Below are 26,067 nucleotides of genomic sequence, written 5' to 3'. Positions count from 1 at the left end.
GCTCTCGACGCCGCACTCAACCCCGCTCTCGACGCCGGCCCCGACCGCGACGCCGCCCCCCACGGCGGCTCCGTGCCGCCGACGGTTGAGCGGCCCGCTGCCGGGCCCGAGGAAGGTCCGATGCCGCCCCGCCCCGAGGAGAGGCCGTGAAGCTGCTGCGCCGTAAGGAGGGCCCGTCTCTCGACTCCAGGCTCGCCGCCCTTCTCGAGGCCGCCTCGCTGGCCGAGGGGCGGCTGCCCGAGCAGGCGGTGTCCGGCGCGCGTACCGTCGCCGAGCGCGCAGGGGCACGCCGCGACCTGTCGATCGACCACACCGTGGCCGCGCTGGCGGGGGCGACCGGCAGCGGCAAGTCGTCGCTCTACAACGCGCTGGCCGGTGCCGAGCTGGCGGCCGTGGGCGTCACCAGGCCGACGACCTCGGCCGCGCAGGCGGCCCTGTGGGACGGCGAGGGCGCGGGAGCGCTGCTGGACTGGCTCGACGTCCCGCAGCGCCACTCCGCCACCGCCACCGCCACCGCCTCCGGCGACGGCGACCCGTCCGGGCTCGTCCTCCTCGACCTGCCCGACCACGACTCCATCCGGCTCTCCCACCGCCTGGAGGTTGACCGCCTGGTGGAGCTCGTCGATCTCCTGGTGTGGGTGGTCGATCCGCAGAAGTACGCCGACGCGGCGCTCCACGAGCGTTACCTGCGCCCGCTGGCGGCGCACCGGGACGTGATGGTGGTGGTGCTCAACCAGGTCGACCGGCTGCCCGCGCAGGCCGTCGACCGCTGCCTGCGCGACCTGCGCCGGCTGCTGGAGGACGACGGGCTGGAAGGCGTCCCGGTGCTCGCCGTCTCCGCGAGGACCGGGACGGGGCTGCCCGAGCTGCGCTCGCTCCTGGAGGGCCGGGTGTCGGAACGCGCGTCCTGGTCGGCCAGGCTCGCCGCCGACGTCACGACCGCCGCCGCCCGGCTGGCCGGCGCCGTACCGGAAGAGGGCGGCCAGGCGGTGCCGAGCGGGACCCTCACCAGCGCGTTGTCCCAGGCCGCTGGGGTGCCGCTGGTCGTGGAGGCCGTGGCCCAGGGGCACCGGCACCGCGCGATCGTCGCCACCGGATGGCCGGTCACCAGATGGTTGCGAAGGTTCCGGCCCGACCCCTTGCGAAGGCTGCACGTCGGCGGCATGGCGTCGAAGAGCGGGGAGCTGGAAGGGCCGGGCGGGGAGCTCGTGGGCCGTACGTCGGTTCCCGCGGCGTCGGCCGTACAGCGGGCTCAGGTCGAGACGGCCATCAGGGACGTCGGCGAGGCGGCCGCGTCGGGGCTTCCCGGCCCGTGGGCGGCGGCGGTGCGGCACGCGGCCCGCTCGCGTTCCCAGGAACTGGCGGACGCGGTGGACAGGGCGGTCGCCACGACGTCCGCCGGCGCGACCAGGCGGCCCCTCTGGTGGCGGGCGGTGAACGGGCTGCAGTGGCTGGTGTTCGCGGCCATGGTGGCCGGCGCGTTGTGGCTGGGCGGGCTGTTCGCGATGGACTACCTGCGCCTGCCGCAGCCGCCGCTCCCGACCGCCGGCGTGGTGCCGTGGCCGACGGTGCTGCTGGTGGGAGGCGCGCTCGCGGGTGTGCTGATCGCGCTGCTGTCCCGGCTGGCGGCGTGGGCGGGCGGCCGGCGCAGAGCCCGGCGTACGTCCCGAGCCCTGCGCGCCGCCATCGACCAGGTCGGCGAGGACCTCGTGCTGGGCCCGGTGAGGGCCGAACTGGACCGGTACGCCCGCTTCACCGAGGCGCTCGAACGCGCCCGACCCTGAGCCGGCCGCGTTCATCAGGAGCCGGAGTCTCAGACCGGAACCATGATCGCGTCGCAGGGTGCTCGGGCGCGAGACCACGCTGGTGGATCCGGGTCTCCCCTGAGCGGCGCCCTGAGCCTGCTGCCGCGACCTCAGGGGTAGGCACCCTTGCCGCGCCATCCGTTCGGAAGACCAAGTCGAGGCGGTGGCCAGGGCGAGCTGTTGCGCACGAAGCGCGTCGACCGCGAGGACCTAGTGATCTTCGTCCGGGTGGGCGTCGGTGCGGGGGCGGCTCGTGGGGGAAGCGGCCGCGCAGGCGGCGAGGTCCTCGCGCAGCCGGAGCTGTTGTTCCCGGGACAAGGGTGAGAACAGCTGCTTCTCGACGGCGCGGACGGCCACGCTGGCCGTGCGCAACATCGTCCGGCCGTCCGGGGTGAGTTCGGTGGGGAGTGCTCGTCCATGGGGTGCCTGGTCGGGCCGGACGAGCAGGCCGCGTTCCTGCAGCCGGCGCAGGACGAGGTTCATCGACTGGCGGGTGACGAAGGCGCGGCGGGCGAGTTCGGAGTTGGACAGCCCGGGGTTCTGGCCGAGCAGCTCGAGGCACGCGTATTGCGGGACGGTCAGGTCCAGGGGCCGCAGGGCTTCGTCCATCGCGGCGCGCATCGAGGCGTGCACCTGCTTGAGGACGTAGCCCACGGACAGCTCTAGATCGCCGACTGCCTCTTGCTTCATGTCAGCATTATGACATACGGTCCATGTCAACACATTGACATGGAGGATGCGGTCATGAGTGGAAACGTGACGTACTTCGAGCTGCCGAGCAGCGACATCGCGGCGACCCGGCGGTTCTGGGGCTCGATGTTCGGCTGGACGTTCTACGAGGGCAACTTCCCGGGCTACTCGATGATCCAGGGGCCCGAGCCGATGGGCGGCACACCGCACGATGACGCGTCGCGGCACCCGCGGATCTTCTTCGCCGTCGACGACATTCACGCCGCCGTCGCTCGGGTGCGCAACCTGGGCGGTACGGCAGAGGATCCCGTGACGATCCCGTCCGGCGCGTACGCCCATTGCCGCGACGATCAGGGCGTGGAGTTCAGCCTGTCCCAACAGGCGGGAGACCCCGCTTGAACCGCACGGACGTCGGCGAGCCGGGGCCACCGGGGCCCCGCTCCCTCGTGAGGCCGCTCCTGCCGCTGGCGCTGGCCACCTTCGCAGTCGGTACGGACGCCTTCGTCATGGCCGGGCTCCTGCCGGCCATCGCCGCCGACCTCGACGTGGGCATCCCCGCGGCCGGGCAGTTGGTGACGGTGTTCGCGCTGACGCTCGCGGTCGCGGCGCCGGCGTTGAGCTGGCTGCTGAGCCCGCTGGATCGCCGCAAGGCGCTGCAACTGGCGCTGGTCGTGTTCGTTCTCGGCAATGTCGCGACCGCGCTCAGCCCGAACTACCCGATCGCGCTGTCGGCCCGGATTCTCACCGCGCTCGGGGCCGCCACGATCACGGCCTCCGCCTCGAGCGCGGCTGTGGCGATCGCGCCCGAGGAACGCCGGGGCCGGGCGATGGCGCTGGTCATCGGCGGACTGACGCTGTCCACCGCGCTCGGCATGCCGCTGGGCACCCTGATCGGCAGCGTCGATTGGCGCCTCACGCTGTGGGCCGTGGCCGGCCTGGGCGTCGTCGCCGCCGCCGGCATCTCGGTGTCGTTGCCCAAGGTGAGCCTGCCCGTGATGAGCCTGACCGCACGTCTGGCTCCGCTGCGCCGGCCCCGGGTGCTGACCATCTTGGGGGCGACGCTGCTGGTGATGGCCGGCCACTACGCCGTCTACACCTACATCGGCGCGATGACCGCCGAAGCCACGACAGGATCGTTCCCCCAGGCGCTCACCATGATCCTGTTCGCGTGGGGTGTCGGAGTCCTGGCCGGCAACTTTCTCTCCGGCTACCTGGTGGACAAGCTTCCAGCGCTCGCAGTCGCGCTCGCCGCGCTCGTCAGCGGCACCGTGCTGCTCGCGATCAGCCCGCTGACGGTCGGCCACCTGATCATCGCCACCGTCTGGGCCGCCGTCTGGGGAGCCACGGACGGAATGGCCTCGGTGGTGCAGCAACACCGGCTGGTGATGATCGCGCCCGCCTCGGCACCCTTGCTCTTCGGCCTCAACTCCTCCGCGATCTACGTCGGTGTCGCGGCGGGAGGCGTACTCGGTGGCCTGTCCCAGACCTGGCTTCCGATCACCCTGCTCGGCCTTCCCGCGGCCGTCCTGGCGCTGCTCGCCACCACGGTCACCTTCGCCCAAGGGCGAGCCGGCGACCAGGCGCAGAGCCCGGCGTACGTCCCGGGCCCCGCGCGCGGCCATCGGCCAGGTCAGCCAGGCCGGTCAGGTCGGCGAGTACGGCGTACGTAGCCCGTCTCGTGCCGTATGCCTCCGTTATCCGGACGTGGGGCAGCCGTTCCTCTTGTAGCGCTTGGCGACCACGTCGCCGGGCTCCGGAGTGGAGGAGACGTGCAGGCCGGCCACGCCGGGTTCACGGAGGGAACCGCCGGTGACCAGCAGGGAGTCCGGCGCGGACTTCGCCTCCGTGAGCTCGAGCCGGGCGGCTCCGCGTGAGCAGCCGAGCACCTTCGCGATCTCGTGCCCGCTGAGGCCTTCCCAGGTGACGAGGGAGAGCAGCTCGCGGCCATCGTCACCGAGGCGGCTGAACGTTTCGTACGCGGCGTCGTGCTCGACGGCCGGGCCGGTCCCGGTGGCGAGTTCGTCGCGGAGCCGGGAGCTCAGCGCCGTCCTGCGCTGTTCGGCGCGGAAGTGGTTGGCGAGCACGCGCCTCGCGACGCCGTACAACCAGAGCCTGGTGCCGTCGCCGTCGGGCACGTCGTTCAGGCGGCGCCAGGCCGTGGTGAACGTCTCGGCGATCACGTCCGCGATGTCGTCAGGCGAGCCGGAGCGCCGCCTGACGTAGGTGGCGACGGCGGGATAGTGCGCCGTGTAGATCTCCTCGAAACGTTTCTCGGGCTCCGGTGGCCCCATGTGAGTTCCTTCCGGTGGGTGAACACATCTGAGGAGATGTCCGGATTAATGGATGTGTTTCACCCAGTCCTGTCTCGCTTGTCGAGCGAGCCGGAGATCGTACGGAGCTCTGCCAGAAGCGGGCGCAGGAGGGGATGGGAGTCGGCGCCACGGCGTACGGCGGCGAAGACGCGGCGTTCCGGCCCCGGCGTGTGACGGACGACGACCCCGCGCAGCGCCATGTCGCGCAGCGCCAGCCGCGGCACGAGCGCCACCCCCGCACCCGCACCCACCAGGGCGACGACGGCGCGGAAGTCGTCGGAGCAGTGGGCGAGGTCCGGCGTGAACCCCGCCTGCCGGCAGGCGAACGTGATCACGTCGTGCACCGGATTGCCCGGATAAGGACCGATCCACGTCTCGGAAGCCAGCGACTCCAGCGTGGCCGACTGCGCCAGGGGATGGTCGCGGGGGAGGACCAGGTCGAACGGCTCGGCGTACAGCGGCAGGCGGGACAACCGGCGGTCGGAGGCGTCGGGCGCGTCCCGGTACTCCACCGCGATCGCCAGGTCCACCTCGCCGTCGAGCAGCATGGCCAGACTCTGGTCGCCCTCGGCGTCTCGTATGCGTACGCGCAGGCCCGGAGCGGAGACGCGCAGGGCCGTGGTCGCGGGGGCGAGCACGGCGCTGATCGCGGTGGCGAAGCAGGCCACGGTGGCCTCGCCCGCCTCGCCCGTGGTGTACGCCGCCACCTCGGCCTCGGCACGTTCGAGCTGGGCGAGGACCTCGTTGGCGTGGGCCAGCATGATCTTGCCGACGGCGGTCAGGTGCACGCCGCGCCCGTCGCGCATGAGCAGGCGGTGGCCCACCTCGTGCTCCAGGGCGGCGAGCTGCTGCGACACGGCCGAGGGCGTGAGGTGCAGCGCCGCCGCCGCGGCGGTGACCGTGCCGTGGTCGGCCACTGCGCGCAACGTACGCAGCCGCCGCGTGTCTATCACGCAGCGAGAATACTGACCCGCCCGGCCCTGTCACACGGCAAGGTGTCCAGGCGGACCGGCCGTGGCTCAGGCGCGGGCCTGGGTGAAGGCGTCGATCACGCGGTCGACGTCCTCCTCCGAGTGCGCGGCCGACAGCTGGACGCGGATCCTCGCCTGGCCGTGCGGTACGACGGGGTAGGAGAAGCCGATCACGTAGATGCCGAGGTCGAGCAGGCGTTCGGCCAGGGCGCCCGCCTCGGCGGCGTCGCCGATCATGACGGGGACGATCGGGTGGTCGCCGGGCAGGATGTCGAACCCGGCCTCGGTCATCCCGCTGCGGAAACGGGCCGTGTTGGCGCGCAGCCGCTCGCGGGCGTCGCTGGTGGTCTCCAGCAGGTCGAGGATGCGCAGCGACGCGGCGGCGATGACGGGTGCGAGCGAGTTGGAGAACAGGTAGGGGCGCGAGCGCTGGCGCAGCAGCTCGCAGATCTCCTTGCGGGCCGAGACGTAGCCGCCGCTGGCCCCGCCGAGCGCCTTGCCCAGCGTGCCGGTGATGATGTCGATCCGGTCGGTGACGCCGTGCAGTTCGGGGGTGCCGCGCCCGGTGGGCCCGACGAAGCCGACGGCATGCGAGTCGTCGACCATCACCATGGCGTCGTACCGGTCGGCCAGGTCGCAGATCTCACGCAACGGCGCGAGATATCCGTCCATGGAGAACACGCCGTCGGTCACGATCAACCGCCGCCGCGCCTCCGACGCCTCCTTCAACCTGGCCTCCAGCTCGGCCAGGTCGCGGTTGGCGTACCGGAACCGCTTGGCCTTGGAGAGCCGGATGCCGTCGATGATGCTGGCGTGGTTGAGCGCGTCGGAGATCACCGCGTCCTGGCCGTCGAGCAGCGTCTCGAAGACGCCGCCGTTCGCGTCGAAGCAGGAGCTGTAGAGGACGGTGTCCTCCATGCCGAGGAAGTCGGACAGGCGGGATTCGAGCTCCTTGTGCACTTCCTGGGTGCCGCAGATGAAGCGTACGGACGCCATGCCGAAGCCCCACCGGTCGAGCGCGTCCTTGGCGGCCTCGACCACCGCGGGGTGGTCGGCGAGGCCCAGGTAGTTGTTGGCGCAGAAGTTGAGCACCTCGCGGCCGGCCACGCTCACCTGGGAGCTCTGCGGGGTGCTGATCACGCGCTCGGGCTTCAGCAGCCCGGCCTCGGTGATCTCGTCGAGCGTCGTACGCAGTTGCTCGCGCACGTTCGTGAACATCAGGCGCTCCTGTCGGTGGTCGTGGGGCTCCAGTCGAGGATGACCTTGCCCGTACGGCCGCTGGCGGCCGTGTCGAAGGCGGCGTCGAAGTCGTGGTAGGGGAAGCGGTCGGTGATCACGGGGGAGAGGTCGAGACCCTTCTCCATCAGCACGGACATGTTGTACCAGGTCTCGTACATCTCGCGGCCGTAGACCCCCTTGATGGTGATCATGGAGGTGACGACGGTGGCCCAGTCGACGGCGAACTCCTCGGCGGGCAGCCCCAGCATGGCGATCTTCCCGCCGTGGGTCATGTTGGCGATCATGTCGCGCAGCGCCGCCGGGTTGCCGGACATCTCCAGCCCCACGTCGAAGCCCTCGCGCAGGTGGAGCCGGTGCATGCCCTCGGTGATCGGGGACGTGGAGACGTTGAGCGCGAGCGTGACGCCGAGCTTGCGGGCCAGGTCGAGCCGCTCCTCGCTGACGTCGGTGATCACGACGTGGCGGGCGCCGACGTGCGTGGCGACGGCCGCCGCCATGAGCCCGATCGGGCCCGCGCCGGTGATCAGCACGTCCTCGCCGACCAGGGGGAAGGAGAGCGCGGTGTGTACGGCGTTGCCGAACGGGTCGAAGATGGCGGCCACGTCGGGGTGGATGGGGACGCGGTGCACCCAGACGTTGGAGGCGGGCAGGGTGACGTACTCGGCGAACGCGCCGTCCCTGTGGACGCCCAGCCCGATCGTGTTGCGGCACAGGTGCCTGCGGCCGGCCATGCAGTTGCGGCACTTGCCGCAGACGAGGTGTCCTTCGCCGCTGACGAGGTCGCCGGGGGAGATGTCCTCGACGTCGGGCGCCACCTCGACCACGTGACCGGAGAACTCATGACCCACGATCAGCGGAGGCTTCAGCGTATGCCGCGCCCAATCATCAAATTTCCGGATATGCAGGTCGGTGCCGCAGATGCCGGTCCGCAGGACCCGGATCTTCACCTCGCCGGGCCCCACCTGCGGCTCCGGCACGTCCATCAGCCTGAGGCCGGGTTCGTCCCGCTCCTTGACCAGCGCCTTCATTCGCGTCCCCCTACGTCGGACCATCAGTAACGCACTGTGCCCGGTCCCCTTCGAGCGTGTCCATCGAAGGTTTCTTAAGTGCCCCCACAGCGCAGCTTCACGCCGCCGCCCGGTAGCAGGCGCCCTGTACTATTTCGTCCGCCTTCGGAAGGAACACTCGTGAACGACCTGCGTATCGGCGTCATCGGCCTCGGGCTGCGCACGAGCCTCGCCCTTGCGGCCCACCGCCCCGGCGAGGGCTCGGTGGTGGCCGCCCTGTGCGACTCCGACCCGGCGGTGCTCAAGCGACAGGCCGGGCGCTTCGAGGCGGAGCTGCTGACCGAGCGCCACCACGAGCTGCTCGGCAGGGACGACCTCGACGCCGTCGTCGTGATGACGCCCGACGACACCCACGAGCGGATCGCCATCGACTGCCTGGAGGCCGGCAAGGCCGTCTACCTGGAGAAGCCGCTGGCCATCACCGTGGAGAGCGCCGACCGCATCCTGCGCGCCGCCCGGCGCACCGGCACCCGCCTGTACGTCGGCCACAACATGCGCCACATGGGCGTGGTCCGCCTGATGCGCGACATCATCCGCAAGGGCGTCATCGGCGAGCCGAAGACCGTCTGGGTGCGCCACTTCGTCTCCTACGGCGGCGACTACTACTTCAAGGACTGGCACGCCGACCGCACCAGGACCACCGGGCTGCTGCTGCAGAAGGCGGCGCACGACCTCGACGTGATCCACTGGCTGGCGGGCGGCTACACCACCAGGGTCAACGCGTTCGGCGACCTGATGCTCTACGGCGACCTGCCGCGCCGCGGGCCCGGCACACCCCGGCCGGACGGCTGGCTCCAGGACCACACCTGGCCGCCGTCCGAGCAGCGCGACCTGCACCACGTCGTGGACGTCGAGGACGTCTCCGTAATGAACATGCGCCTCGACAACGGCGTCATCGCGGCCTACCAGCAGTGCCACTTCACGCCCGACTACGTGCGCAACTACACGGTCATCGGCACCGAGGGCCGCCTGGAGAACTTCGGCGACGGTCCCGGCGACCCGGTCAAGGTGTGGAACACGGGGCCCACGGGCTACCGGGACGACGCCGACATCACGTACAAGGTGCCCGCCGCTCACGGCACGCACGGCGGTGCGGACGCCGAGATCGTGACGGAGTTCCTCAGGTTTGTCAGGGAGGGCGGGGTGACGGACACCTCGCCGGTGGCGGCGCGGATGAGCGTGGCGGCCGGCTACATGGCGACGATGTCGCTGCGCGACGGCGGCATGCCGTACGACGTGCCGGAGCTCGACCCCGAGCTGGCCGCGTACTTCGACCGGGGGCAGGTGGAACCGGGCTCCGCGGGCGGACAGTAGATATATGTGGATATACGCACCCGGATCCGGGATGGAGACAGGGCGGCCTTCGGCGAGCTCTTCGACGAGTGCTCCAAGGCCGTGTACAACCATGCCTTCCGCCTGACCGCCAACTGGTCCACGGCCGAGGACGTGACGGCGCTGACGTTCCTCGAAGCGTGGCGCTTACGCGGGCGCATCGACCCCGACGGCGGCTCGCTGCGGCCGTGGCTCCTGGGCATCGCCACCAACGTGACCCGCAACATGCGCAGGGCCGCCCGCAGGCACGACGACGCCCTGGCCAGGCTGCCCAGGGGCGAGTCCGTGCCCGACTTCGCCGACGAGGTGGTGGGCCGGATCGAGGACGCGGAACGGCTGGCCGCGGTGCGTGCGGCGTACGGCCGGCTGCGCCGCCAGGAACAGGACGTGTTCGCGTTGTGCGTCTGGGCGGGTCTCGACTACGCCCAGGCGGCCGAGGCGCTGGGCGTCCCGGTCGGCACCGTGAAGTCGAGGTTGTCACGGGCGCGCAGGAAACTCGCCGCCGCGGGGGAACCGCCGCCGCCGGACCGACAGGTAGTAGGTGACCATGGCCCTCGTCCGACGTGGGAGACCCGATGAACTGGCCGACCGAACGTGAACTTCCCGAGGGCCGTCACCGACTGCTCAAGGAGTTCGTCATGACCGAGATCGACAAGCGGCCCGCGAAGCGGCGGGTCCCGCGCCTCGCCATGCTGGCGCCCGTCCTGGGCCTCGCGGTCGCCGCCGCGGTGTCCGTGCCGCTGCTTTTCGGCGGAACGCCCGCGTACGCGGTGGAGAAGCGCCCCGACGGCCTCATCGACATCACCCTCAACGAGGTCAAGAATCCCGAGCAGCTCCAGGAGGACCTGCGGGCCGCGGGGGCCGAGGTAGTGGTGAACTACATCCCCATGGGCAAGAAGTGCAGCCCGCAACCCCGCAGCAGCCACTTCCTGGGCAAGGAGGAAGCGCGGCTCGCGGTGTTCCCGTCGCCCGAGCCTGGGCGGTTCACCATCGATCCGCGCGTGATCGGTGAGGGGCAGACGGGGGTGCTGGAGTTCAGCGTCTCCGAGAACAACGGCGGGGTCGTCGCGGGGATCTGGGCCCGCGTGGGCCAGAACCCCATCGCCGAGTGCGAACTCGTGGACACGACGGACGCACCTCTGTTGCACTGATCTGCGAGGACTCCGGCGCCCGCCACACGATTTCGTGTGGGGGGCGCCGTCGTGTGTAGCTGGAACGCCAGGGTTGGAATCGCCGTACTAATCGTGTAACACTGTTGCAAGGTTGGTACATGGTCGGTAGAGGAAGACATCAGCACAACGAAATCAATGCCGTCTTCAGGGCGATCCGCAAGTTCGAGTGGTTGACCGTGGTGGAAAGCCACAACGGGCACCGCTGGGGATGGATCGAATGCGCCTGCGGTGCCCCTGCGCAGTCAATCTGGTGCACGCCGCGTAACCCGGCAACCACGCGAAGCGCATTCTCCGATGGGTCGACGAGCACGCGGAGTGCGCAAAGAACGAGGAGAGGTCATGATTACGTGGGACTTCCGCGTCACGCTGAATCGAGCGGTCACAGACGAGGAGCTGGACGCTCTGTTCGAGGCCGGTCTCGATGACTGCACCGTTTCGAGCCTCAAAGACGGCAGAACTTACGTCATGTGCGACCGCGAAGCGGAGACCTTGCTGGACGCGATCGCATCCGTGCTCACCCAGATCAGGACGGTCCCGGGTCTCTGGGCCACCGGGGTCGGCCACGACGACGGGGTGACGCTGGGGGATGCGGCGCGCCGGCACGGGGGCCGCACCCAGGCCAGCCTCCGGCAGCTCGCCACGGGCCGGCGCGGCCCCGGTGGTTTCCCTGAGCCGCTGATGGAGGCCGACAACATCAGCCTCTATTCCTGGGCCGAGATCTCGGAGTGGCTGCGCACCAAGATGGGCGACGACATCGCCCCGGCCAACCGCGACATCGTCATCGCCGACGCGGCGGTCAAGCTGGCCTGCCGGGCCCGTGACGCTCATCGGGAGACCCAGGTGGCCGCCATCCTCGAGATCGCCTCCTGAGCCGGGGGGCGGCCGGCATCCCTACTCCTCAACTGACCTGCCGGCCGCCCCAGGCTCAGCGCTCGGCCTCGGTGGGCTTCCTGTCCAGGTCGGGGAACGCGGCGGGCTCCTGGGCGCCCTTGGTGAGCTGGCGCGGCCCCTTCGGGCTCTCGGCCTCCTGCGCGTCGGCCACGGCCTCGGCCGCAGCCGCCGCGGCCTTGGCGGCCTCCTCCTCGGCGGCCGAGCTCTCCGGCATGTCGTCGCGGGTGGCCGCCGACTTCGGCAGCGCCTCCGTGAACGCCTTCGACACTCCCTGCAGCGCCGAGGTGACCTCGCTCGGGATCACCCAGAAGGTGTTGCCGTCGCCCTGCGCGAGCTGCGGCAGCACCTGGAGGTACTGGTAGGCGAGCAGCTTGGGATCGGGGTCGTTGCGGTGGACGGCCTGGAATACCTGGTCGATGGCCCGCGACTGACCCTCGGCCTCCAGGATGGCGGCCGTGCGCTGACCCTCGGCGCGCAGGACGCGGCTCTGCTTCTCACCTTCGGCGGTGAGGATCTGCGACTGCCGCTGGCCTTCGGCGTTGAGAATGGCGGCGCGCTTGTCGCGCTCGGCCCGCATCTGCTTCTCCATCGCGTCCTTGATGGTCTTGGGCGGGTCGATGGCCTTGATCTCGACACGGTTGACGCGCAGCCCCCACTTGCCGGTGGCCTCGTCGAGCACGCCGCGCAGCTGGCTGTTGATGGTGTCGCGGGAGGTGAGGGTCTTCTCCAGATCCATGGAGCCGACGACGTTACGCAGCGTCGTCACGGTGAGCTGCTCGACGGCCTGGATGTAGTTGGCGATCTCGTACGCCGCCGCGCGCGGGTCGGTGACCTGGAAGTAGAGCACGGTGTCGATCTCGACGACCAGGTTGTCCTCGGTGATGACGGGCTGAGGACGGAAGGAGACGACCTGCTCACGAAGGTCGATCATGGGGTAGACGCGGTCGATGTAGGGGATGACGAAGTTGAGTCCTGGCTTGAGCGTGCGGTGGTAGCGGCCGAGCCGCTCCACGTTGCGCGCCCGCGCCTGCGGGATGATCCGCACTGCTTTGAGCACGGTGAACACCGCGAAAAGTATGACGAAGATTCCGACCAGCAAGAGCGGATCCATAAGTCACTCCCGGGGATAGACGAGGGCTGTCGCCCCTTCGATCTCGATGATGTCGACGGTCGCCCCCGTGGGGATCACCAGGCTTTCGTCGTACGCGCGCGCTGACCACTCCTCACCCCCGATGCGCACGCGACCGTCGCGGCCCGTCACCTCCGAGACCACGTAGGCGGGCTTGCCGACGAGTGCTTCCACCCCGAACCGCTGCAGCGCCGGCTGCTTGATGTGGCGCATCGCGATGGGCCGCAGCACCAGAAGGCCCGCGGCGGACGAGGCGGCGAAAAACATTAACTGCAAGGGAACGGGCAAACCCAGCGCCGCGGTGGCGGCGGTGAGGAGAGCGGCCGCACCCAGCAACCCGAGCGAGGCCGTGAGGGTGAATATCTCGGCCACGCCGAGGACGACAGCGAGGATTACCCAGATGATCCATTCATCCATGTCCGGCCCTCCTACTAGGACAACGGGCCTGCACCGGCGGGTTGTTCCCCTTGCTCTAAGGTAGTCCTGGATTCACCCTTACGGCACCCATGCTTCTGCCGCGTGATTTTGGGGCAGGGCGCTTCCCAGCCGCCATTTCTCCCACGGGAGTTGCCAGAAACCCCACCCGTTGTCCCATTCGAGGGTGCGGTCGGTGCCGGTGATGACGACAGGATCGCCGCGCAGCGAGGTGGTGTAGAACCACTCGGCTTGGTCGGGACGGGAATTGATGCAACCGTGACTGACGTTTTGCCGTCCCTGCGCCCAGATGTTGTCCTTGGCGTGCACGTATTCGCCGCTGTCGGAAATGCGTACGGCATGCTCGATCATCAGGTCGTAAAAGCCGGGGTCGCCCTCGTCGCGACCCGGTGAAACCATCCGGACCGGATGGCCTTTGTCCATGGTCAGGTGGATGCCGCTGGTCGTGGTGTATTCAGGGGTGGTGGCCATGCCCGCGCTGATGGCCATGCGCTGGACGATCCGGTCGTCGCGCCGCACGACCATCTGGTGGGTCCTGGCGTCGATCGTGCTGGTCTGGGAGCGGCCCACGGTGAAGACGAACGTCGAGTCGACCGCTCCGACGAGGCCGCTCGCGGCGCGCACGCCCGCCAGGTGCGCCGTGACGGTGACCTGCTGGTGGGGCGCCCAGAACTCCCTGGGCCGGTAGACCACCCGCGTGTCGCTGGTCCACCGCCACGCGCCCTCGGCCGGGTGCTCGGCCTTGACCTCGAGGGCGCGTTCGACGGCCGCCCGGTCCTTCACGGGCGTGTCGAGGTCGATGATGATCGGCATGCCGGTGCCGACCGTCTCGCCGGGCAGCGGGGCGGTGGCGGCCACCTGGAACGTGCGCTGGGCCGGGCGGGTGCGGAAGCGGCCGAGCGTCACCGTCGCGGGGCCGCCGGCGACCGTGGCCGTGGCGCTCACCGTGTATTCGGCCGCGGGCTTGAGCGTCCAGTCGGAGCGCCACACCGAGCGCGACCGGTCGAGCGCGCCCGGCACGGGCTCGCCGCGTTCGCGGACCGTGACCTGGGTGAGCGTGCCCCCCTGCGCCTTGATCACCAGGCCGCGGTCGGTGCGGGCGCGCTTGGCGTCGAAGGGCGGCCACACGCGCACGACCGGCGCGGCGGGTGAGGTCTCGGCCGGGAACGACGCGCAGCCGCAGACCAGGAGGAGGGCGACAACGATCACCACGGCACGCCGCATGTCACTCCTGCTTTCCGAGGGATGGAGGGGGCTCCCTAGGGTAGCGGTGTGTCAGCATGCACGCACGCGGAGTGACTTATCGGACGGTTCCGGAAACCTCCCCCAACGTCAGGTCGCCGGCCGTCGCGCGGATGGTCACGGTGTCGCCGTCCTGAAGGAACGTGCGCGTCTCGCCGCTGGCCAGCTTGATCGGGTCGGTGCCGTTCCAGGTCAGCTCGACGAGCGAGCCCCGCTCCCCGCGTTCTGGACCCGAGATCGTGCCGCTGGCGAACAGGTCACCGGTGCGCAGCGAGGCGCCGTTCACCGTCATGTGGGCGAGCATCTGGTCCGGCGTCCAGTACATCGCCGCGTACGGCGGCCGCGACACGGTCTCGCCGTTGAGCAGGATCTCCAGCGTGATGTCCAGCCCCCAGTCGCCCTGCCTGCGCAGGTAGGCGGCGGGTTCGGGGTCCTGGGCGCGGCCCGGGATCCTGGGCAGCGCCTCCAGCGGGGTGACCCACGGCGAGACCGACGTGGCGAACGACTTGCCCAGGAACGGCCCGAGCGGCACGTACTCCCAGGCCTGGATGTCGCGCGCGCTCCAGTCGTTGACCAGCGTCACCCCGAACACGTGGTCCTCGAACGCCCCCGCGGGCGAGCCGAGGCCGGTCGGCACGCCCACCACGAACCCCAGCTCCGCCTCGATGTCAAGCTTCCTGGACGGCCCGAACGCCCCCGCGCCGAGCTGGCCGTGCGGGCGCCTCACCGGCGTGCCCGACACGACGACGGTGCCCGACCTGCCGTGGTAGCCGACCGGCAGGTGCCGCCAGTTGGGCTTCAGCGGCTCGTCGCCGGGGCGCAGGATCTTGCCGAGGTTGCTCGCGTGGTCGATCGAGGCGTAGAAGTCGACGTAGTCGGCCACCTCGAACGGCAGGTGCAGCCGCACCTGCTCCAGCGGGATCAGGTGCGCCTCGGTCACCGAGACGTCGCCGGTCAGCTTGTTCTGGATCAGGGTCCTGGTGTCGTGCCAGGCTGTGCGGCCCCTCGCCATGAACGGGTTGAGCGTGGGGGCGGCGAACACCTCGTCGTGCAGCGCGGGCGCCAGGTCGAGCACCTTGTCGCCGTACCGTACGCCGACCCTGGGCGGCTGCCCCGGGCAGGAGAAGACCCCGTAGGGCAGGTTGCCGACTCCCCAGCTCATGCGTTCACCTCCAGGAGCCCGAGTGCGCGCAGGTCCTCGACGGGCGTGCCGGTGCTGCACGAGCCGTAGCTGACCAGCAGCTCGCGGGCGCGCCGCGCGGTGTCCTCGGTCACGGATCCCGCCAGGCGCACGAGCTGGCCGACGTCGGTGGTGCGCAGCACCGGCGCGGGGTCGCGGCCCTCCACGGCCTCGCAGACCGCCAGCAGCAGGTTGAGGAAGCCGTGCCGGTCGACGCCGAGCGAGGGGTCGAAGTGGCGTACGGCGTGGTGCAGCCCGGCCGTGGCCTTGAACGGGATGCCGTGCTCCACGCACGACCTGATGAACGCCGCGAGGTGGTCGACCGGAGGGAAGTCCTCGGGCGACGCGCCGCCGCAGCGGACCTTCAGGCCCACCCCGGCGGGCGGCTCGAAGGTCACCTTGCGCGGCGGGACCTCGACGAACAGCCGCACCCCCGGCGGCAGAGAGAACCGGGCCGCCACCGCATCGACCGGGGTGTCGCCGGGCGGGCGGACCTCGACGATGTCCACGGGCAGGTCGTCGAAGGCGGGCAGTTCGTCGGTGTCGGCGATGAGGCCGATCCGCTGGGGCCGGAACTCCATGGAGCGCAGCCGGTCGAGCCGGCTGGCCGGGCAGAGGAACCGGTGCGTGAGGACCGGGTTGCCGCTCTCCAGGTCGCGCCGGTTGCGGGACAGGGCCTCGTCCATGTGCAGCGACGTCGGCGGGAACAGGCCCGCGTCGTCGATCAGTGCGGTGTAGATGTTCATCGTGCCCAGGTCCAGGCGTAGGCGGGATCTTCGCAGGACAGCGCGGCCGGGCCGAGGTCCAGCGGACGGAACGTGTCGACCATCACGGCCATCTCGCTCGTCGTCGTGACGCCGCGCCCGACCGCCTCGATCACCGCCTCGACCGCGCCGGGCTGCGGCCCGTGCGTGAACCCGGCGGGATGCAGGGAGACCGAGCCGACGTCGATGCCGGACCCCTTGCGCGCGGAGTAGTCGCCGCCCGCGTAGAACATGAACTCGTCGGAGTCGACGTTGTGGTGGTTGTACGGGATCGGTATGGCTTCGGGGTGGTAGTCGAGCGGCCGCGGGCAGAAGGAGCACACCACGAACCCCGGCCCCTCGAACGTCTGGTGCACCGGCGGCGGCGCGTGCGTCTTCTTCACGATCGGCTCGAAGTCGTTGATGTTGAAGGCGAACGGGTAGAGGCAGCCGTCCCAGCCGACCACGTCGAACGGGTGGTTGCGGTAGACGAGCCTGGTCAGCCCGCCGCGCGTGCGTACGAGCACCGGCACCTCCTCGCCCTCCACCACGAACGGCTCGGCGGGGGCGCGCAGGTCGCGCTCGCAGTAGGGCGCGTGCTCCAGGAACTGCCCGTGTTGCGACAGGTAGCGCCTGGGCGGCCTGATGTGCCCGCCCGCCTCGATGGCCAGCACGCTGACCTGGCCGTCGGGGACCCAGCGGTGGATGGTGCCGGTCGGGATGACGACGTAGTCGCCCTCGCCGGCCTCGATGACGCCGTACGTCGACTCGAAGCGCACGGTGCCGCGCTGGACGTAGACGCACTCGTCGCCCATGGAGTTCCGGTAGAGCTCGCTCGGCCGGTCGCTGACGGCGTACGACAACCGGACGTCGCCGTTGCCGGCCAGCAGCATGCGGCCCGTGACGAGGTCTCCCGCGCTCGACAGCTCCTGCGTGCGGAAGTGGCGGGGCGAGAGGGGCAGGTTGGGTTCGAGACGTGCGCCGGCCGTGGGGGTGACCGCCTCGGCCTTGACGATCGCGGTGGGCAGGTGGCGGTGGTAGAGCAGGGAGGAGTCGGACGAGAAGCCCTCCTCGCCCATGAGCTCCTCCGCGTAGAGACCGCCGTCCGGCCGCCTGAACTGTACGTGCCGCTTGCGCGGCACCTCCCCAACGACGCGGTAGTACGGCATCTGCCCCTCCATAGTGTCCGTTAATCGGACGGCAGTGTCCTCTATACGTGACTACCGTCCGCTATCGGTCTGGAGATGTCAACCCAGGGCCGCGGCCAGCTCGGCCGCCGCCGCCACCACCCGCGGCCCGGTGGACTCCTCCAGCGGCCCGAACGTCACCACCCCCACCGAAGCCTCAAGCCAGGGCAGCCCGGTGACGGGCGCGGCGACACCCCGCGCACCCTCCTGCAACTGCCCCTCCGTGACGAAATAGTCGTCGCGGCCCTCGCGCAGCCCCAGGATCGCCCGCCCCGCCGCGCCTTTGGCCAGCGGATGGCGCGAACCCTCGCGGTAGGCCACGTGCATGTCGGTCCAGGACGGCTCCACCACCGCCACGGCCAGCCCGTCGTCGCCCTCGGCCACGGTCAGGTGCGCGGTCGCGCCCACCTGCTCGGCCAGCCGCCGCAGCGCCGGCATCGCCGCCGCCCGCAGCAGCGGCTGCACGGCCTGGGCCAGCACCAGCACCCCGAACCCCAGGTGCACCCGTCCGTCGGCGTCCCTGCGTACGAACCCCTCGCTCATCAGCGTCGTCAGCAGCCGGTAGACCACGGGACGGCTCAGCGACAGCTCGGTGCTCAGCTCGGTCGGCGTGCGGCCGTCCTTGCCGTCGGCGAGCAGGCGGAGCAGGCGCAGCCCGCGTTCCAGGGTCTGAGCGGATTCAGCGGCCATGGGATCGATTATCGAGCTCCCGCAATGGTGAGCCCATGAACACGCGCGGGTACGTACGCCGTGGGACGAGCCTGGGGGGGTGGGGATGCGGCACAGGTGGCTGCTGCTGATCGCCGGACTGGTCATGTGCGCTCCGGCCCTCGGAGCGCCCCCGCTGACCGAGCCCGTGGCCACCGTGTCCAGCGCAATCCCCGCGGGCCCGGCTGGGGAGAGCCTGGTCGAGGACACCTTCCACGTCACCGAGGGCATCGAAATACGCCGGCGTCTGCTGCCCACCGCCGCGGGTGTCACCTTCCGCCCCGCCGACCTCGCCGCCGGGCTCCGCGTGGACGGGAGCGGCCTGCTGCACGGCACGCCGCGGCGCTCCGGCACGTACGTCGTCCCCGTGGGGATCTGCTCGGGCGGGTCGTGCCAGGAGCAGGAGCTGACCATCGTGGTGCTCGGCCACGTGCCCTGGGAGCCGCGCGAGCTGACCTTCCCCGGCCGGGTGGGCGTCCCGCTCGACGGCGAGATCGGCGTCGAGGGCGGCCCGGCCGGCGTGCTCCCGACGTTCACGGTGACCGATCAGGCCGCGCTGCCCGCGGGCGTGAGCATCGGGCCCGACGGTCAGGTGGGCGGTGTCCCGGCGGCTCCGGGCGTCTCCGAGGTCCCTGTGCGGATCTGCGTGGCGGGCAACTGCTCCGGCGTGGTGGTACGGATCATCGTCGGCTGAGCCTTGCGGGCGCCTGCCCTTGTGAGGTCACCTGGTGTCATGAAATCGGTCATTGTGGTCGGAGCAGGCATATGGGGGTCATCGCTCGCGTTGCGGCTGGCCGAAACCGGCTGGCGGGTGACACTCGTGGAGCAGCACAGGCCGGGCCACGTCCGGCAGTCCAGCGCCGGGGAGACCCGGCTGCTGCGCTGCTCGCACGGTGACGACGTCTGGTACACCCGGCTCGCCTGGCAGGCGAGGGACGGCTGGCGCAGGCTGGAGGAGCGGGCCGGCGAGGAGCTGTACCACGAGGCGGGCATGGTGTGGTTCGCCGGGACGCCGGACGGGTGGGAGCACAAGAGCGCTCAGGTCCTGAAAAATTTGGACATACCGTGTGAGGTGCTGGATCCGTCCGACGGCGGCCGGTTCTTCCCCGACCTGCGCACCGACGACCTCCGCTTCCTGCTCTGGGAGCCGCATGCCGGCGTGCTCAGGGCCAGGCGGGCGACGCAGGTGACCGCCGCCCTGGCGGTGGCGTCGGGGGTCCGGCTGGTCAGGGCGCGGGCGCTGCCCGTGCCGGGAGACACAGCGGGGGACACAGCGGGCGGTGCGGCGCCGTACGTGAGCGCCGTCGAGATCGACGGTGAGGTGCGGTACGCCGACCGGGTGGTGTGGGCGTGCGGGGCGTGGTTGCCCGCGCTCTTCGGCGACGTACCGATAGCCGTGACGAAGCAGGACACGCTGCACTTCGCGGCGCCGTCCGCGTGGTCCGTGCCCGAGATGCCCGCCTGGATGGACCACGGGGCCTCCGTCTACGGGCACGGCGATGTGGACGGGGTGGGGATGAAGACCACCTCCAGCGCCGAAGGGGAGCCGTACGAGCCCGAGCACGGCTCGCGGGAGGTGGACGCGGACGCCGTCGAACGGGCGCGCGCCTACCTGCGGCGCAGGTTCCCCTCGATGGAGAGGGCGCCGGTGCTGTTCAGCCAGGTGTGCCAGTACGCGCTCACCCCGGACGCCGAGTGGATCATCGACGAGGTGTCACCGGGCGTGTGGCTGTTCGGAGGGGACTCGGGGCACGGGTTCAAGCACGGGCCCGCGCTGGCCGGCTACGTGGCCGGAGTGCTCGACGGCGACCACGCGCCCGAGCCGCGTTTCGGGCTGCACGAGCGGATCCCGTCGTACGAGCTGAGGATCAGCGGCCAGGTCCTGTAGGGCTGGCACTACCGGGCATTCGGGGGATCGCGGGCATGAACGCGGCAGGGCTCACGGAGGAGACTTCGAAGGTCACCGCGTACGGACAGGAGCCCGCCATGAGCGCCATCACCCACCAGCCCGCCTCCGCTCCCGCCCAACCACCGCCGGTCGTGCGGACCGCCGCCACGCTCTGGCTGGCGGCGGTGGCGCTCGGCGCGGTGGAAGCCGTCCTGATCGTCTCGGGCATCCTCGGCGAGGGCTCCGCCACGCTCACCGAACTGCTGCCAGGACTCGGGTTCCGGCTGGCGGTGTTCGCCGGGGCCATATTCCTGGCGCTGCGGCTGAGGGCGGGGGCTGGCTGGGCGCGCTGGACGCTGGCCGGGACGCTGGGCGTGTTCGGCACGATCTCGCTGCTGATCGAGCCGGTGCAATGGCTGCTGGCGGGCGGCTCGATCAGCGAGGCCGTGGCCGGCCTGGACGCCATGGGCGTGGTCGGCGTCGTCGCGCGGATCCTGCACCTGGCGGCCGTGGCCGGTGCGATGTGCCTGATGTTCCAGCCGCGGGCCAACCACTATTTCCGGTCACGGTGAGGCGGGCTCCAACGGCGCCTTGGGCTCGGGGGCGCGCAGGTTGCGCACCCCCGGGGAGAGCAGCGAGGCCAGCGTGGACAGCACGACGATGCCCGCGCACCCCAGCAACGCCGCCTCGATGCCGAACGCGCTCGCCGCCGGCCCCGCCAGCAGCAGACCGATCGGCCCGAACATCAGCGAGCCGAGCATGTCGTACGAGCTGACCCGCGACAGCGACTCGGCCGGGATCTCGCGCTGCATCGTGGTCAACCACAACACGCCGAACACGTCGAAGCAGACGCCGAGCACGAACGCCCCCGCCACGATGCTCCACAGCGGGGCGTCGAGCCCCAGCAGCGCGGTCGGCAGCGCGCCCGGCAGGCAGAACAGCACGGCCACCAGGATCGGCCGCTTCGGCCGCAGCCGCAGCGACACCAGCACGCCAGCGATCGTCCCCACGGCCTCGCCAGCCAGGAACGCCGACCACGCCGCGGGACCGCCCAGGCTCTCCTTCGCCAGCAGCGGCCCCAGCACCCCGTGCGAGGCCTGGATGGCCATGATCATCAGCGAGAACTGCGCGACCACCACCCAGATCCACTGCCGCGAGCTGAACTCCCGCCACCCGTCACGCAGGTCCTTCAGCACCGAGTGGCGCTCGCCCTTCGGCCGCTCGCCCGGCTTCATCGGCAGCAGCGCGACCAGCACGCCCGCCACCGCGAACATGGCGCCGCTCACCGCCAGCGCCCACCCGCCGCCGAACAACACCACCGTGCCGCCTCCCAGCACGGCCCCCGCCACGCGGGAGACGTTCATGCCGAGGCCGAGCAGCGCGTTGCCGGTCTGCAGGCGGTCCTCGGGCACCACCTCGGGGATGATGCCGGTCAGCGCGGGGAACGCCACGGCCGTCGCCACGCCGCTGAGGGCCGCCGCGGCGCTCAGCGCGGGCAGCGGCGTCCAGCCGGTGAGCATCATCACCGCCAGCGCGAAGAATCCCGCCGCCATCAGGAACTCGGCGGCCATCAGCACCCGCTGCCGCGGCAGCCGGTCCGCGATCACGCCGCCGACCAGGGTGAACACGACCATCGGCAGCGCCTCGGCGGTCAGCACGACCGACAGGGTCGAGGCGGTGGCGCCGGGCAGGTTGAGCACGCCGAACGCCAGGGCCACGGGCGCGAACGCGCTGCCCAGCATGGAGATCGTCCGCGCCGACAACAACAGCGTGAATCTGCGATGTCGGAGCAGCCCGAGATCGCCTAGATAACTGTGCACCGACCGCCCCCCTGCGAAGCCCGAACCACCTCATTGTGGTGGGCCGTTGTGCTGTTGTCGCGCGAATATTTCTTGTCACGCCGGTGACAAGAGCGAGGCTCGGAATGTGCCGGCGGCGGGCAAGAATCGTGCCTGCCCGTCCCGTAATTTGCTAGGTCCCTGCAGTCGGCGAGGGGATCGGGGCCATGCGGTACACGGGGATCGCCCGCGTGCTGCTGGTGCTGGGTCTCGCGGGGGCCGTACTCGCCGCGCCGCTGGAGCTGTTCGGGCGGATGACGGGCGGCGCCGGGGACCCGCGGTCCGGCTCGGCGACCGCTTCTCGGCCAGTTCGCGCTCCTCCTGGGCCAGCGGCACGGGGTCGGTGTCCGCCCCGAAGATCGCAGGCCGCCCGTGCACGGTCACCGGGCCCACTCGATCTCCCCGCTCCGGAGCCGCGGCCGACGCGGGCGCGACAGCGGAGGGCGAGGACATGGGGGGCGCAGGGGACACACGGGATGACGGTGACGACGGGGACGCGGGCGCAGGCGACGCAGGCTCAGGGGACATGGGCGCAAGGGACACGGATGCAGGGGACACGGATGCAGGGGACACGGATGCAGGGGACACGGATGCAGGGGACACGGGTGCGGGAGACCCGGACCGAGGGGACACGGGCGCACGCGGCGCGGAAAGGCGTGGCGAGGGGAGGAGGCGGGCGGCGGCGAGGATCGCGCAGTACAGCGCACACACCAGCGGCGCCGCCCATGGCAGTGCCCTCGCGCAGGCGTCCAGCAGGTCCGTACGCGCGGCCGCGGCGCCGCCGACCACCACCTCGCGCACCTTCGGCCCGGGATCCACGGACCTGATGGCGGCGACGAGTTCCCCGACGGCGGCGGACATGGGGTCGAGCACGTGGTGGACGGACAGCCGGACCGCGCCGTGCTTTTGGGAGAGCCCGGCCACGGTGACCCCGGTGACGTGCGGCAGCCGTTCGAGACGGCCGGTGAAGGAACGTACGTCGGAGGCGGCCACCCGCGTGACGGCGCTGATCGGCGTGTGTCCCTGCCCGAGCGGCCCGGGTCTGCGGGATTCGCCGGCGAAGGAGCGCTCGACGAGGACGTGTACGTCGACCGCTTCGAGCGGGTTCCCGGGGAAGCCGCGCCCGACGATCTCGGCGACCCTGCGGCTCTCCGACTCGGCGGGCAGCGCGCGATGCCCCACCCCGCTTAGCTCGGCCTGTACGTACGGCACCGCCAGCGCCGCGAGCACGACGACCGTCGCGACGAGGTGCGCCAGATACGGGCGTGGCCGCCACCGCGGCCCGGGGAGGACGCGCGGCCCGGCCACGCCCTGCACGGCGGCGGGAACGACCAGCGCGACGCCGGTGGCGAGGAGCGCCACGGCGGCCCCCACGAGCCCGAACACGCGCAGGGAAGCCCCCGGGAACAGCATCAACCCCAGCAGGGCCACAGCCACCGCCGCCCCCGACAGCGCCACGACACGCCCGGCCCGGCCCAGCGCCCGTTCGCGAGCGCCCTCACCACCTGACGCGCCGGCCGTCCGTTCGCCGGACGCCTCGTCGTCGAGCGTGTCCGTGACCGCCCTGACCACGAACGCCGAGTACCCGGCGGCCAGCCCGAACGCGAGCACCGCGGCGGCGTACAGCGTGGTGAAGGAGACCTCGGCCGCCTCGGTGAGCAGCCGCAGCAGCCCGATCGTGCCGGCGACGGCGGCCAGCCCCGCGAGCACCGGCACCGCGGCGGCCACCAGGCTCCCCGAGATTAGACAGAGCAGCGCGAGCAGCACGGGCGCCGCGACGGCGGCGGCGCGTGCCAGGTCGGCGGCGGCCTGCGCGTTGCGCTCGGCGAGCAGCGGCACCGGCCCGCCGACCCCGACGTACAGGTTCTCGACGTTCCTGAGCCGGTCTGCGATGGCCGCGTAGCGTTCCAGCTCGGCGCCGTCCCGGAGGGTGACCAGCGCGTACGTCGCGTGCCCGTCGCCCGACACCATCGACGCCGACCCGGTCGTCCAGTACGTGGCCAGCCCGCTCACGTGCTCCGCCGGGAGCCGCCGCAGCGAGTCGTGCACCGCCTTCCTGTACCGGGGGTCGCGCACCTTGACCGACGGGTGCCGGTAGAGGACCACCACGTCGTGAGCGGCGTACCACTCCTCGCTCCAGCGCGCGGCGCCGGAGCGGCCCGAATGGGTCAGGGTGACGGCCGGGCGCACCAGGGTGGTCCGGGCCGCGCCCGGCGGATGGACGTGGGCCGAGGTGGAGGAGTGACCCGGGTGAACGTGACGTGAACGCCTACTTCGCGTCGGGATCCCCGTGAAGTAAGACATGGTTCTCATTGAACGTTGTTGATCGTCCGGATATTGTGCGAATGCCCACGATCACCCCCTGGAAGTAAGGTGCCATGCGACTGCGGCAGCTCTTCGTCATCGGACTGGCCCTCTCCCTTCTGGGCATCGGCGTTCCCGCGTGGTCGGAGGACGACCCGAGGAGCTGCAACGACCTCCTCTCCGACGACACCCCCGCGTACGTCGTCTGCCGCTGGATGGCCACCCCGGAGGAGGCCGCGGACATCGCGAAGTTCTGGCTCCAGAACGACGGCGAGCACATGGTCGAGGCGGGCCCGATGGACCCGATCACGATCGACTGCACCCAGCCGGGCAACGAGTGCCCGACGGACTCCGAGGGCGACGGCGAGGCTCACGACAGCGGCTCGCCGGACGTCCCGGGCGCCGAGGACGGCGGCACGCCCGAGTGCCAGAACGGCGAGGAGTGCTACGTCGACGGCAGCGGCATCACGCCCGAGCAGAAGGCCGCCGCCAAGCAGACCCCGGCCGGCCAGGCCGCGCAGACCGTCTCCCAGACGAACATGCGGGTCTGGATCGACGCGGAGCTCGCCGACGACTACAAGACGGGCAAGCTCGCCGAGGCCGCCAAGAAGGTCGCCGCGCTGGCCGCCGCCCAGCCGGGGGTCGTGGGGGTCAGGTTCACCTCGAAGCTCGGCACCGACGCCCAGGCGTTCGCCACCGCCGATGAGCTGGACGCCTTCGTCACCGAGGCCACGACCACGCTGCGCGGGCTGCTGCCGGGCAAGAAGCTGGCCGCGCACACGGTGGTGCCGCTCTTCGGCTGCGGCTCGAACGACGCCTGCAAGGCCGAGATGACCAAGAAGTATCCGCTGCTCGACCCCGAGCGCATCGGCGCCTGGCTCGCCAAGGGCCTCATCGACCAGCTGGCCCTGGACAGCGGCCACCTGGCCACGGAGTACGCCACCTGGAAGATCGACGCCGCCGAGGCCCAGCGCAACCAGTGGATCCAGGTACGGGCCCGCGCCTGGGACGCCTACGCGCAGATCGCCGCCGAGGACGCCACCTTCGCCGCCGCCGGCAGCGCCCAGCTGAACGAGGAGCAGGCGGCTCAGGCCATCACCGACCGCGTCGCCGCCCCGCTGCAGGACGACGCCGCCGAGACGGTCACCCTGTGGACCCGCTGGCAGGACGACCAGGGCCAGGTCAACCGCGTGTACGGCGAGAAGTGGGCCGCCAACACCACGTGGGACCAGCTCAAGAAGCTCGGCACGGTCCGCCCCCGCCTGGCCACCGTCTACGACCCGGCCAACCCTGAGGTGGACATGGCCACGGACCTGAAGAACCTGTCCGAGGTCTTCGGCCAGATCTACCTGCACGCCGCCTGACCGTCCGACCGGCAAGCCGGGCACCGCCTTCCGCAGGCGGTGCCCGGCTTTCTGTCATGAGTGGACATTCCGGATGTCCAGGGGCCGGTTTCGGTATGTTACGAACCTCGAACCACCCAAACCCGACAGAAGGGAACGGCACGTGTCGGACGACGCCGGCCTTCAGGCGCTCCGCGAGGCGGCGCGTCTATCCCCGGACAACCTTCCGCTGCGCCGGCTCCTCGCCGGTCAGCTCCTCGCCGGCGGCTACCTCGCGGACGCCGAGGCCGAGTTCCGCGGGGCGCTCGCGCTCGCCCCGAGGGACGCCGAGCTCACGGCCGGGCTGGCGGAGGCGTTCATCAGGCAGAGCGCCCACGGGGCCGCTCTGGCGGCGCTGGAGCCGCTGCTCGACACGCCCGGCCACCCGCCCGTACTCGGGGTGCTGGCGGCCAGGGCGCTGCTCGGGGAGGGCGACCCGGCGCAGGCGGCCCGCCGCTACCAGGAGGCGGTCTCCCGAGACCCGTCCGTGGCGGACGCCGACCTCGCCGCCCGCCTGGCGCCCCCACCACCGCAGCCGGCCTCGCCGTACGC

Annotated in this window: 25 protein-coding genes and 1 pseudogene; 12 read left to right on the top strand and 14 right to left on the bottom strand. The window is 71.3% G+C overall.

Annotated elements, in window-relative coordinates; translation table 11 throughout:
* Positions 1–146 precede the first annotated feature (146 nt).
* The gene (locus E1295_RS35150; protein WP_132637386.1) at positions 147–1,784 is read left to right on the top strand and encodes a YfjP family GTPase; all 1,638 of its coding nucleotides are present in this window, start codon (positions 147–149) and stop codon (positions 1,782–1,784) included.
* A 231-nt stretch (positions 1,785–2,015) separates the two neighbouring features.
* Here the strand turns inward: E1295_RS35150 and E1295_RS35145 are convergent, their stop codons facing one another.
* On the bottom strand, positions 2,016–2,495 hold the full coding sequence (locus E1295_RS35145) for a MarR family winged helix-turn-helix transcriptional regulator (RefSeq protein WP_132637384.1): 480 nt from the start codon (positions 2,493–2,495) through the stop codon (positions 2,016–2,018).
* 54 nt (positions 2,496–2,549) lie between these two features.
* Here E1295_RS35145 and E1295_RS35140 point away from each other — a divergent pair, with 54 nt between their 5' ends.
* Both E1295_RS35140 and E1295_RS35135 read left to right on the top strand, forming a co-directional pair.
* Positions 2,550–2,894: a VOC family protein gene (locus E1295_RS35140; RefSeq protein WP_132637382.1), complete on the top strand. Its 345-nt coding sequence runs from the start codon at positions 2,550–2,552 to the stop codon at positions 2,892–2,894.
* On the top strand, positions 2,891–4,165 hold the full coding sequence (locus E1295_RS35135; RefSeq protein ID WP_220449044.1) for an MFS transporter: 1,275 nt from the start codon (positions 2,891–2,893) through the stop codon (positions 4,163–4,165). Before E1295_RS35140 ends, E1295_RS35135 begins: the two co-directional genes overlap by 4 nt.
* Before the next feature lie 24 nt (positions 4,166–4,189).
* On the opposite strand, the gene E1295_RS35130 is transcribed toward E1295_RS35135, so the two are convergent.
* The 4 genes from E1295_RS35130 to tdh all read right to left on the bottom strand — a co-directional run bounded on the left by E1295_RS35130 (position 4,190) and on the right by tdh (position 8,045).
* Positions 4,190–4,786, bottom strand: coding sequence for an RNA polymerase sigma factor (locus E1295_RS35130; protein WP_132637380.1), 597 nt, complete (start codon positions 4,784–4,786; stop codon positions 4,190–4,192).
* Positions 4,787–4,845: 59 nt separating this feature from the next.
* On the bottom strand, positions 4,846–5,760 hold the full coding sequence (locus E1295_RS35125) for a LysR family transcriptional regulator (RefSeq protein ID WP_132637378.1): 915 nt from the start codon (positions 5,758–5,760) through the stop codon (positions 4,846–4,848).
* Between the two features lie 66 nt (positions 5,761–5,826).
* A complete protein-coding gene (locus E1295_RS35120; protein WP_132637376.1) occupies positions 5,827–6,996 on the bottom strand; it encodes a glycine C-acetyltransferase in 1,170 nt (389 codons plus the stop codon).
* Positions 6,996–8,045 (bottom strand): L-threonine 3-dehydrogenase, encoded by a 1,050-nt coding sequence (tdh, locus tag E1295_RS35115; RefSeq protein WP_132637374.1) that lies wholly within the window; start codon positions 8,043–8,045, stop codon positions 6,996–6,998. Before tdh ends, E1295_RS35120 begins: the two co-directional genes overlap by 1 nt.
* A 159-nt stretch (positions 8,046–8,204) precedes the next feature.
* Between tdh and E1295_RS35110 the strand changes: the two genes are divergently transcribed.
* The 4 genes from E1295_RS35110 (at position 8,205) to E1295_RS35095 (ending at position 11,458) form a co-directional block, all read left to right on the top strand.
* Positions 8,205–9,398, top strand: coding sequence for a Gfo/Idh/MocA family protein (locus E1295_RS35110; RefSeq protein WP_132637372.1), 1,194 nt, complete (start codon positions 8,205–8,207; stop codon positions 9,396–9,398).
* A gap of 6 nt (positions 9,399–9,404) precedes the next feature.
* A complete protein-coding gene (locus tag E1295_RS35105) occupies positions 9,405–9,995 on the top strand; it encodes an RNA polymerase sigma factor (RefSeq protein ID WP_220449043.1) in 591 nt (196 codons plus the stop codon).
* Positions 9,992–10,567, top strand: coding sequence for a hypothetical protein (locus E1295_RS35100; RefSeq protein WP_132637368.1), 576 nt, complete (start codon positions 9,992–9,994; stop codon positions 10,565–10,567). The genes E1295_RS35105 and E1295_RS35100 overlap by 4 nt, the downstream gene beginning before the upstream one ends.
* 360 nt (positions 10,568–10,927) lie before the next feature.
* Complete coding sequence (locus E1295_RS35095) at positions 10,928–11,458, top strand: hypothetical protein (RefSeq protein ID WP_132637366.1); 531 nt, start codon at positions 10,928–10,930, stop codon at positions 11,456–11,458.
* Positions 11,459–11,513: 55 nt separating this feature from the next.
* On the opposite strand, the gene E1295_RS35090 is transcribed toward E1295_RS35095, so the two are convergent.
* The 7 genes from E1295_RS35090 to E1295_RS35060 all read right to left on the bottom strand — a co-directional run bounded on the left by E1295_RS35090 (position 11,514) and on the right by E1295_RS35060 (position 18,085).
* Complete coding sequence (locus tag E1295_RS35090) at positions 11,514–12,590, bottom strand: SPFH domain-containing protein (RefSeq protein ID WP_132637364.1); 1,077 nt, start codon at positions 12,588–12,590, stop codon at positions 11,514–11,516.
* A gap of 3 nt (positions 12,591–12,593) precedes the next feature.
* A complete protein-coding gene (locus tag E1295_RS35085; protein WP_132637362.1) occupies positions 12,594–13,025 on the bottom strand; it encodes an NfeD family protein in 432 nt (143 codons plus the stop codon).
* A 78-nt stretch (positions 13,026–13,103) separates the two neighbouring features.
* Positions 13,104–14,267, bottom strand: coding sequence for a L,D-transpeptidase (locus E1295_RS35080; protein ID WP_132637360.1), 1,164 nt, complete (start codon positions 14,265–14,267; stop codon positions 13,104–13,106).
* 76 nt (positions 14,268–14,343) lie between these two features.
* Entirely contained in the window at positions 14,344–15,447 is a 1,104-nt protein-coding gene (gene fahA, locus E1295_RS35075; protein ID WP_132637358.1) for a fumarylacetoacetase, read from the bottom strand.
* Positions 15,444–16,211, bottom strand: coding sequence for a hypothetical protein (locus tag E1295_RS35070; RefSeq protein ID WP_246080728.1), 768 nt, complete (start codon positions 16,209–16,211; stop codon positions 15,444–15,446). The genes fahA and E1295_RS35070 overlap by 4 nt, the downstream gene beginning before the upstream one ends.
* Positions 16,208–17,377: a homogentisate 1,2-dioxygenase gene (locus E1295_RS35065; protein WP_132637356.1), complete on the bottom strand. Its 1,170-nt coding sequence runs from the start codon at positions 17,375–17,377 to the stop codon at positions 16,208–16,210. Before E1295_RS35065 ends, E1295_RS35070 begins: the two co-directional genes overlap by 4 nt.
* A 78-nt stretch (positions 17,378–17,455) precedes the next feature.
* On the bottom strand, positions 17,456–18,085 hold the full coding sequence (locus E1295_RS35060) for an IclR family transcriptional regulator (protein WP_132637354.1): 630 nt from the start codon (positions 18,083–18,085) through the stop codon (positions 17,456–17,458).
* 85 nt (positions 18,086–18,170) lie between these two features.
* Between E1295_RS35060 and E1295_RS35055 the strand changes: the two genes are divergently transcribed.
* The 3 genes from E1295_RS35055 (at position 18,171) to E1295_RS35045 (ending at position 20,563) form a co-directional block, all read left to right on the top strand.
* On the top strand, positions 18,171–18,797 hold the full coding sequence (locus E1295_RS35055) for a hypothetical protein (RefSeq protein WP_132637352.1): 627 nt from the start codon (positions 18,171–18,173) through the stop codon (positions 18,795–18,797).
* Positions 18,798–18,836: 39 nt separating this feature from the next.
* A complete protein-coding gene (locus E1295_RS35050) occupies positions 18,837–19,991 on the top strand; it encodes an NAD(P)/FAD-dependent oxidoreductase (protein ID WP_132637350.1) in 1,155 nt (384 codons plus the stop codon).
* 98 nt (positions 19,992–20,089) lie between these two features.
* Complete coding sequence (locus tag E1295_RS35045; protein WP_132637348.1) at positions 20,090–20,563, top strand: hypothetical protein; 474 nt, start codon at positions 20,090–20,092, stop codon at positions 20,561–20,563.
* Here E1295_RS35045 and E1295_RS35040 read toward each other — a convergent pair.
* On the bottom strand, positions 20,555–21,811 hold the full coding sequence (locus tag E1295_RS35040) for an MFS transporter (protein ID WP_132637346.1): 1,257 nt from the start codon (positions 21,809–21,811) through the stop codon (positions 20,555–20,557). The genes E1295_RS35045 and E1295_RS35040 overlap by 9 nt on opposite strands.
* Before the next feature lie 75 nt (positions 21,812–21,886).
* Positions 21,887–24,133 carry an MMPL family transporter gene (locus E1295_RS35035; protein ID WP_166427558.1) on the bottom strand — a complete coding sequence of 749 codons (2,247 nt, stop codon included), beginning with the start codon at positions 24,131–24,133 and terminating at the stop codon, positions 21,887–21,889.
* Positions 24,134–24,207: 74 nt separating this feature from the next.
* Between E1295_RS35035 and E1295_RS35030 the strand changes: the two genes are divergently transcribed.
* Together E1295_RS35030 and E1295_RS35025 are read left to right on the top strand one after the other, a co-directional pair.
* Positions 24,208–25,497 (top strand): hypothetical protein, encoded by a 1,290-nt coding sequence (locus tag E1295_RS35030; protein WP_132637342.1) that lies wholly within the window; start codon positions 24,208–24,210, stop codon positions 25,495–25,497.
* Positions 25,498–25,639: 142 nt separating this feature from the next.
* Positions 25,640–26,067 (top strand): annotated as a pseudogene (locus tag E1295_RS35025) (cell division protein); the annotation flags it as partial.

It is taken from the genome of Nonomuraea mesophila (assembly GCF_004352805.1).
Taxonomy (GTDB): Bacteria; Actinomycetota; Actinomycetes; order Streptosporangiales; family Streptosporangiaceae; genus Nonomuraea; species Nonomuraea longispora.
This window is presented reverse-complemented; position numbering and strand designations above follow the sequence as displayed.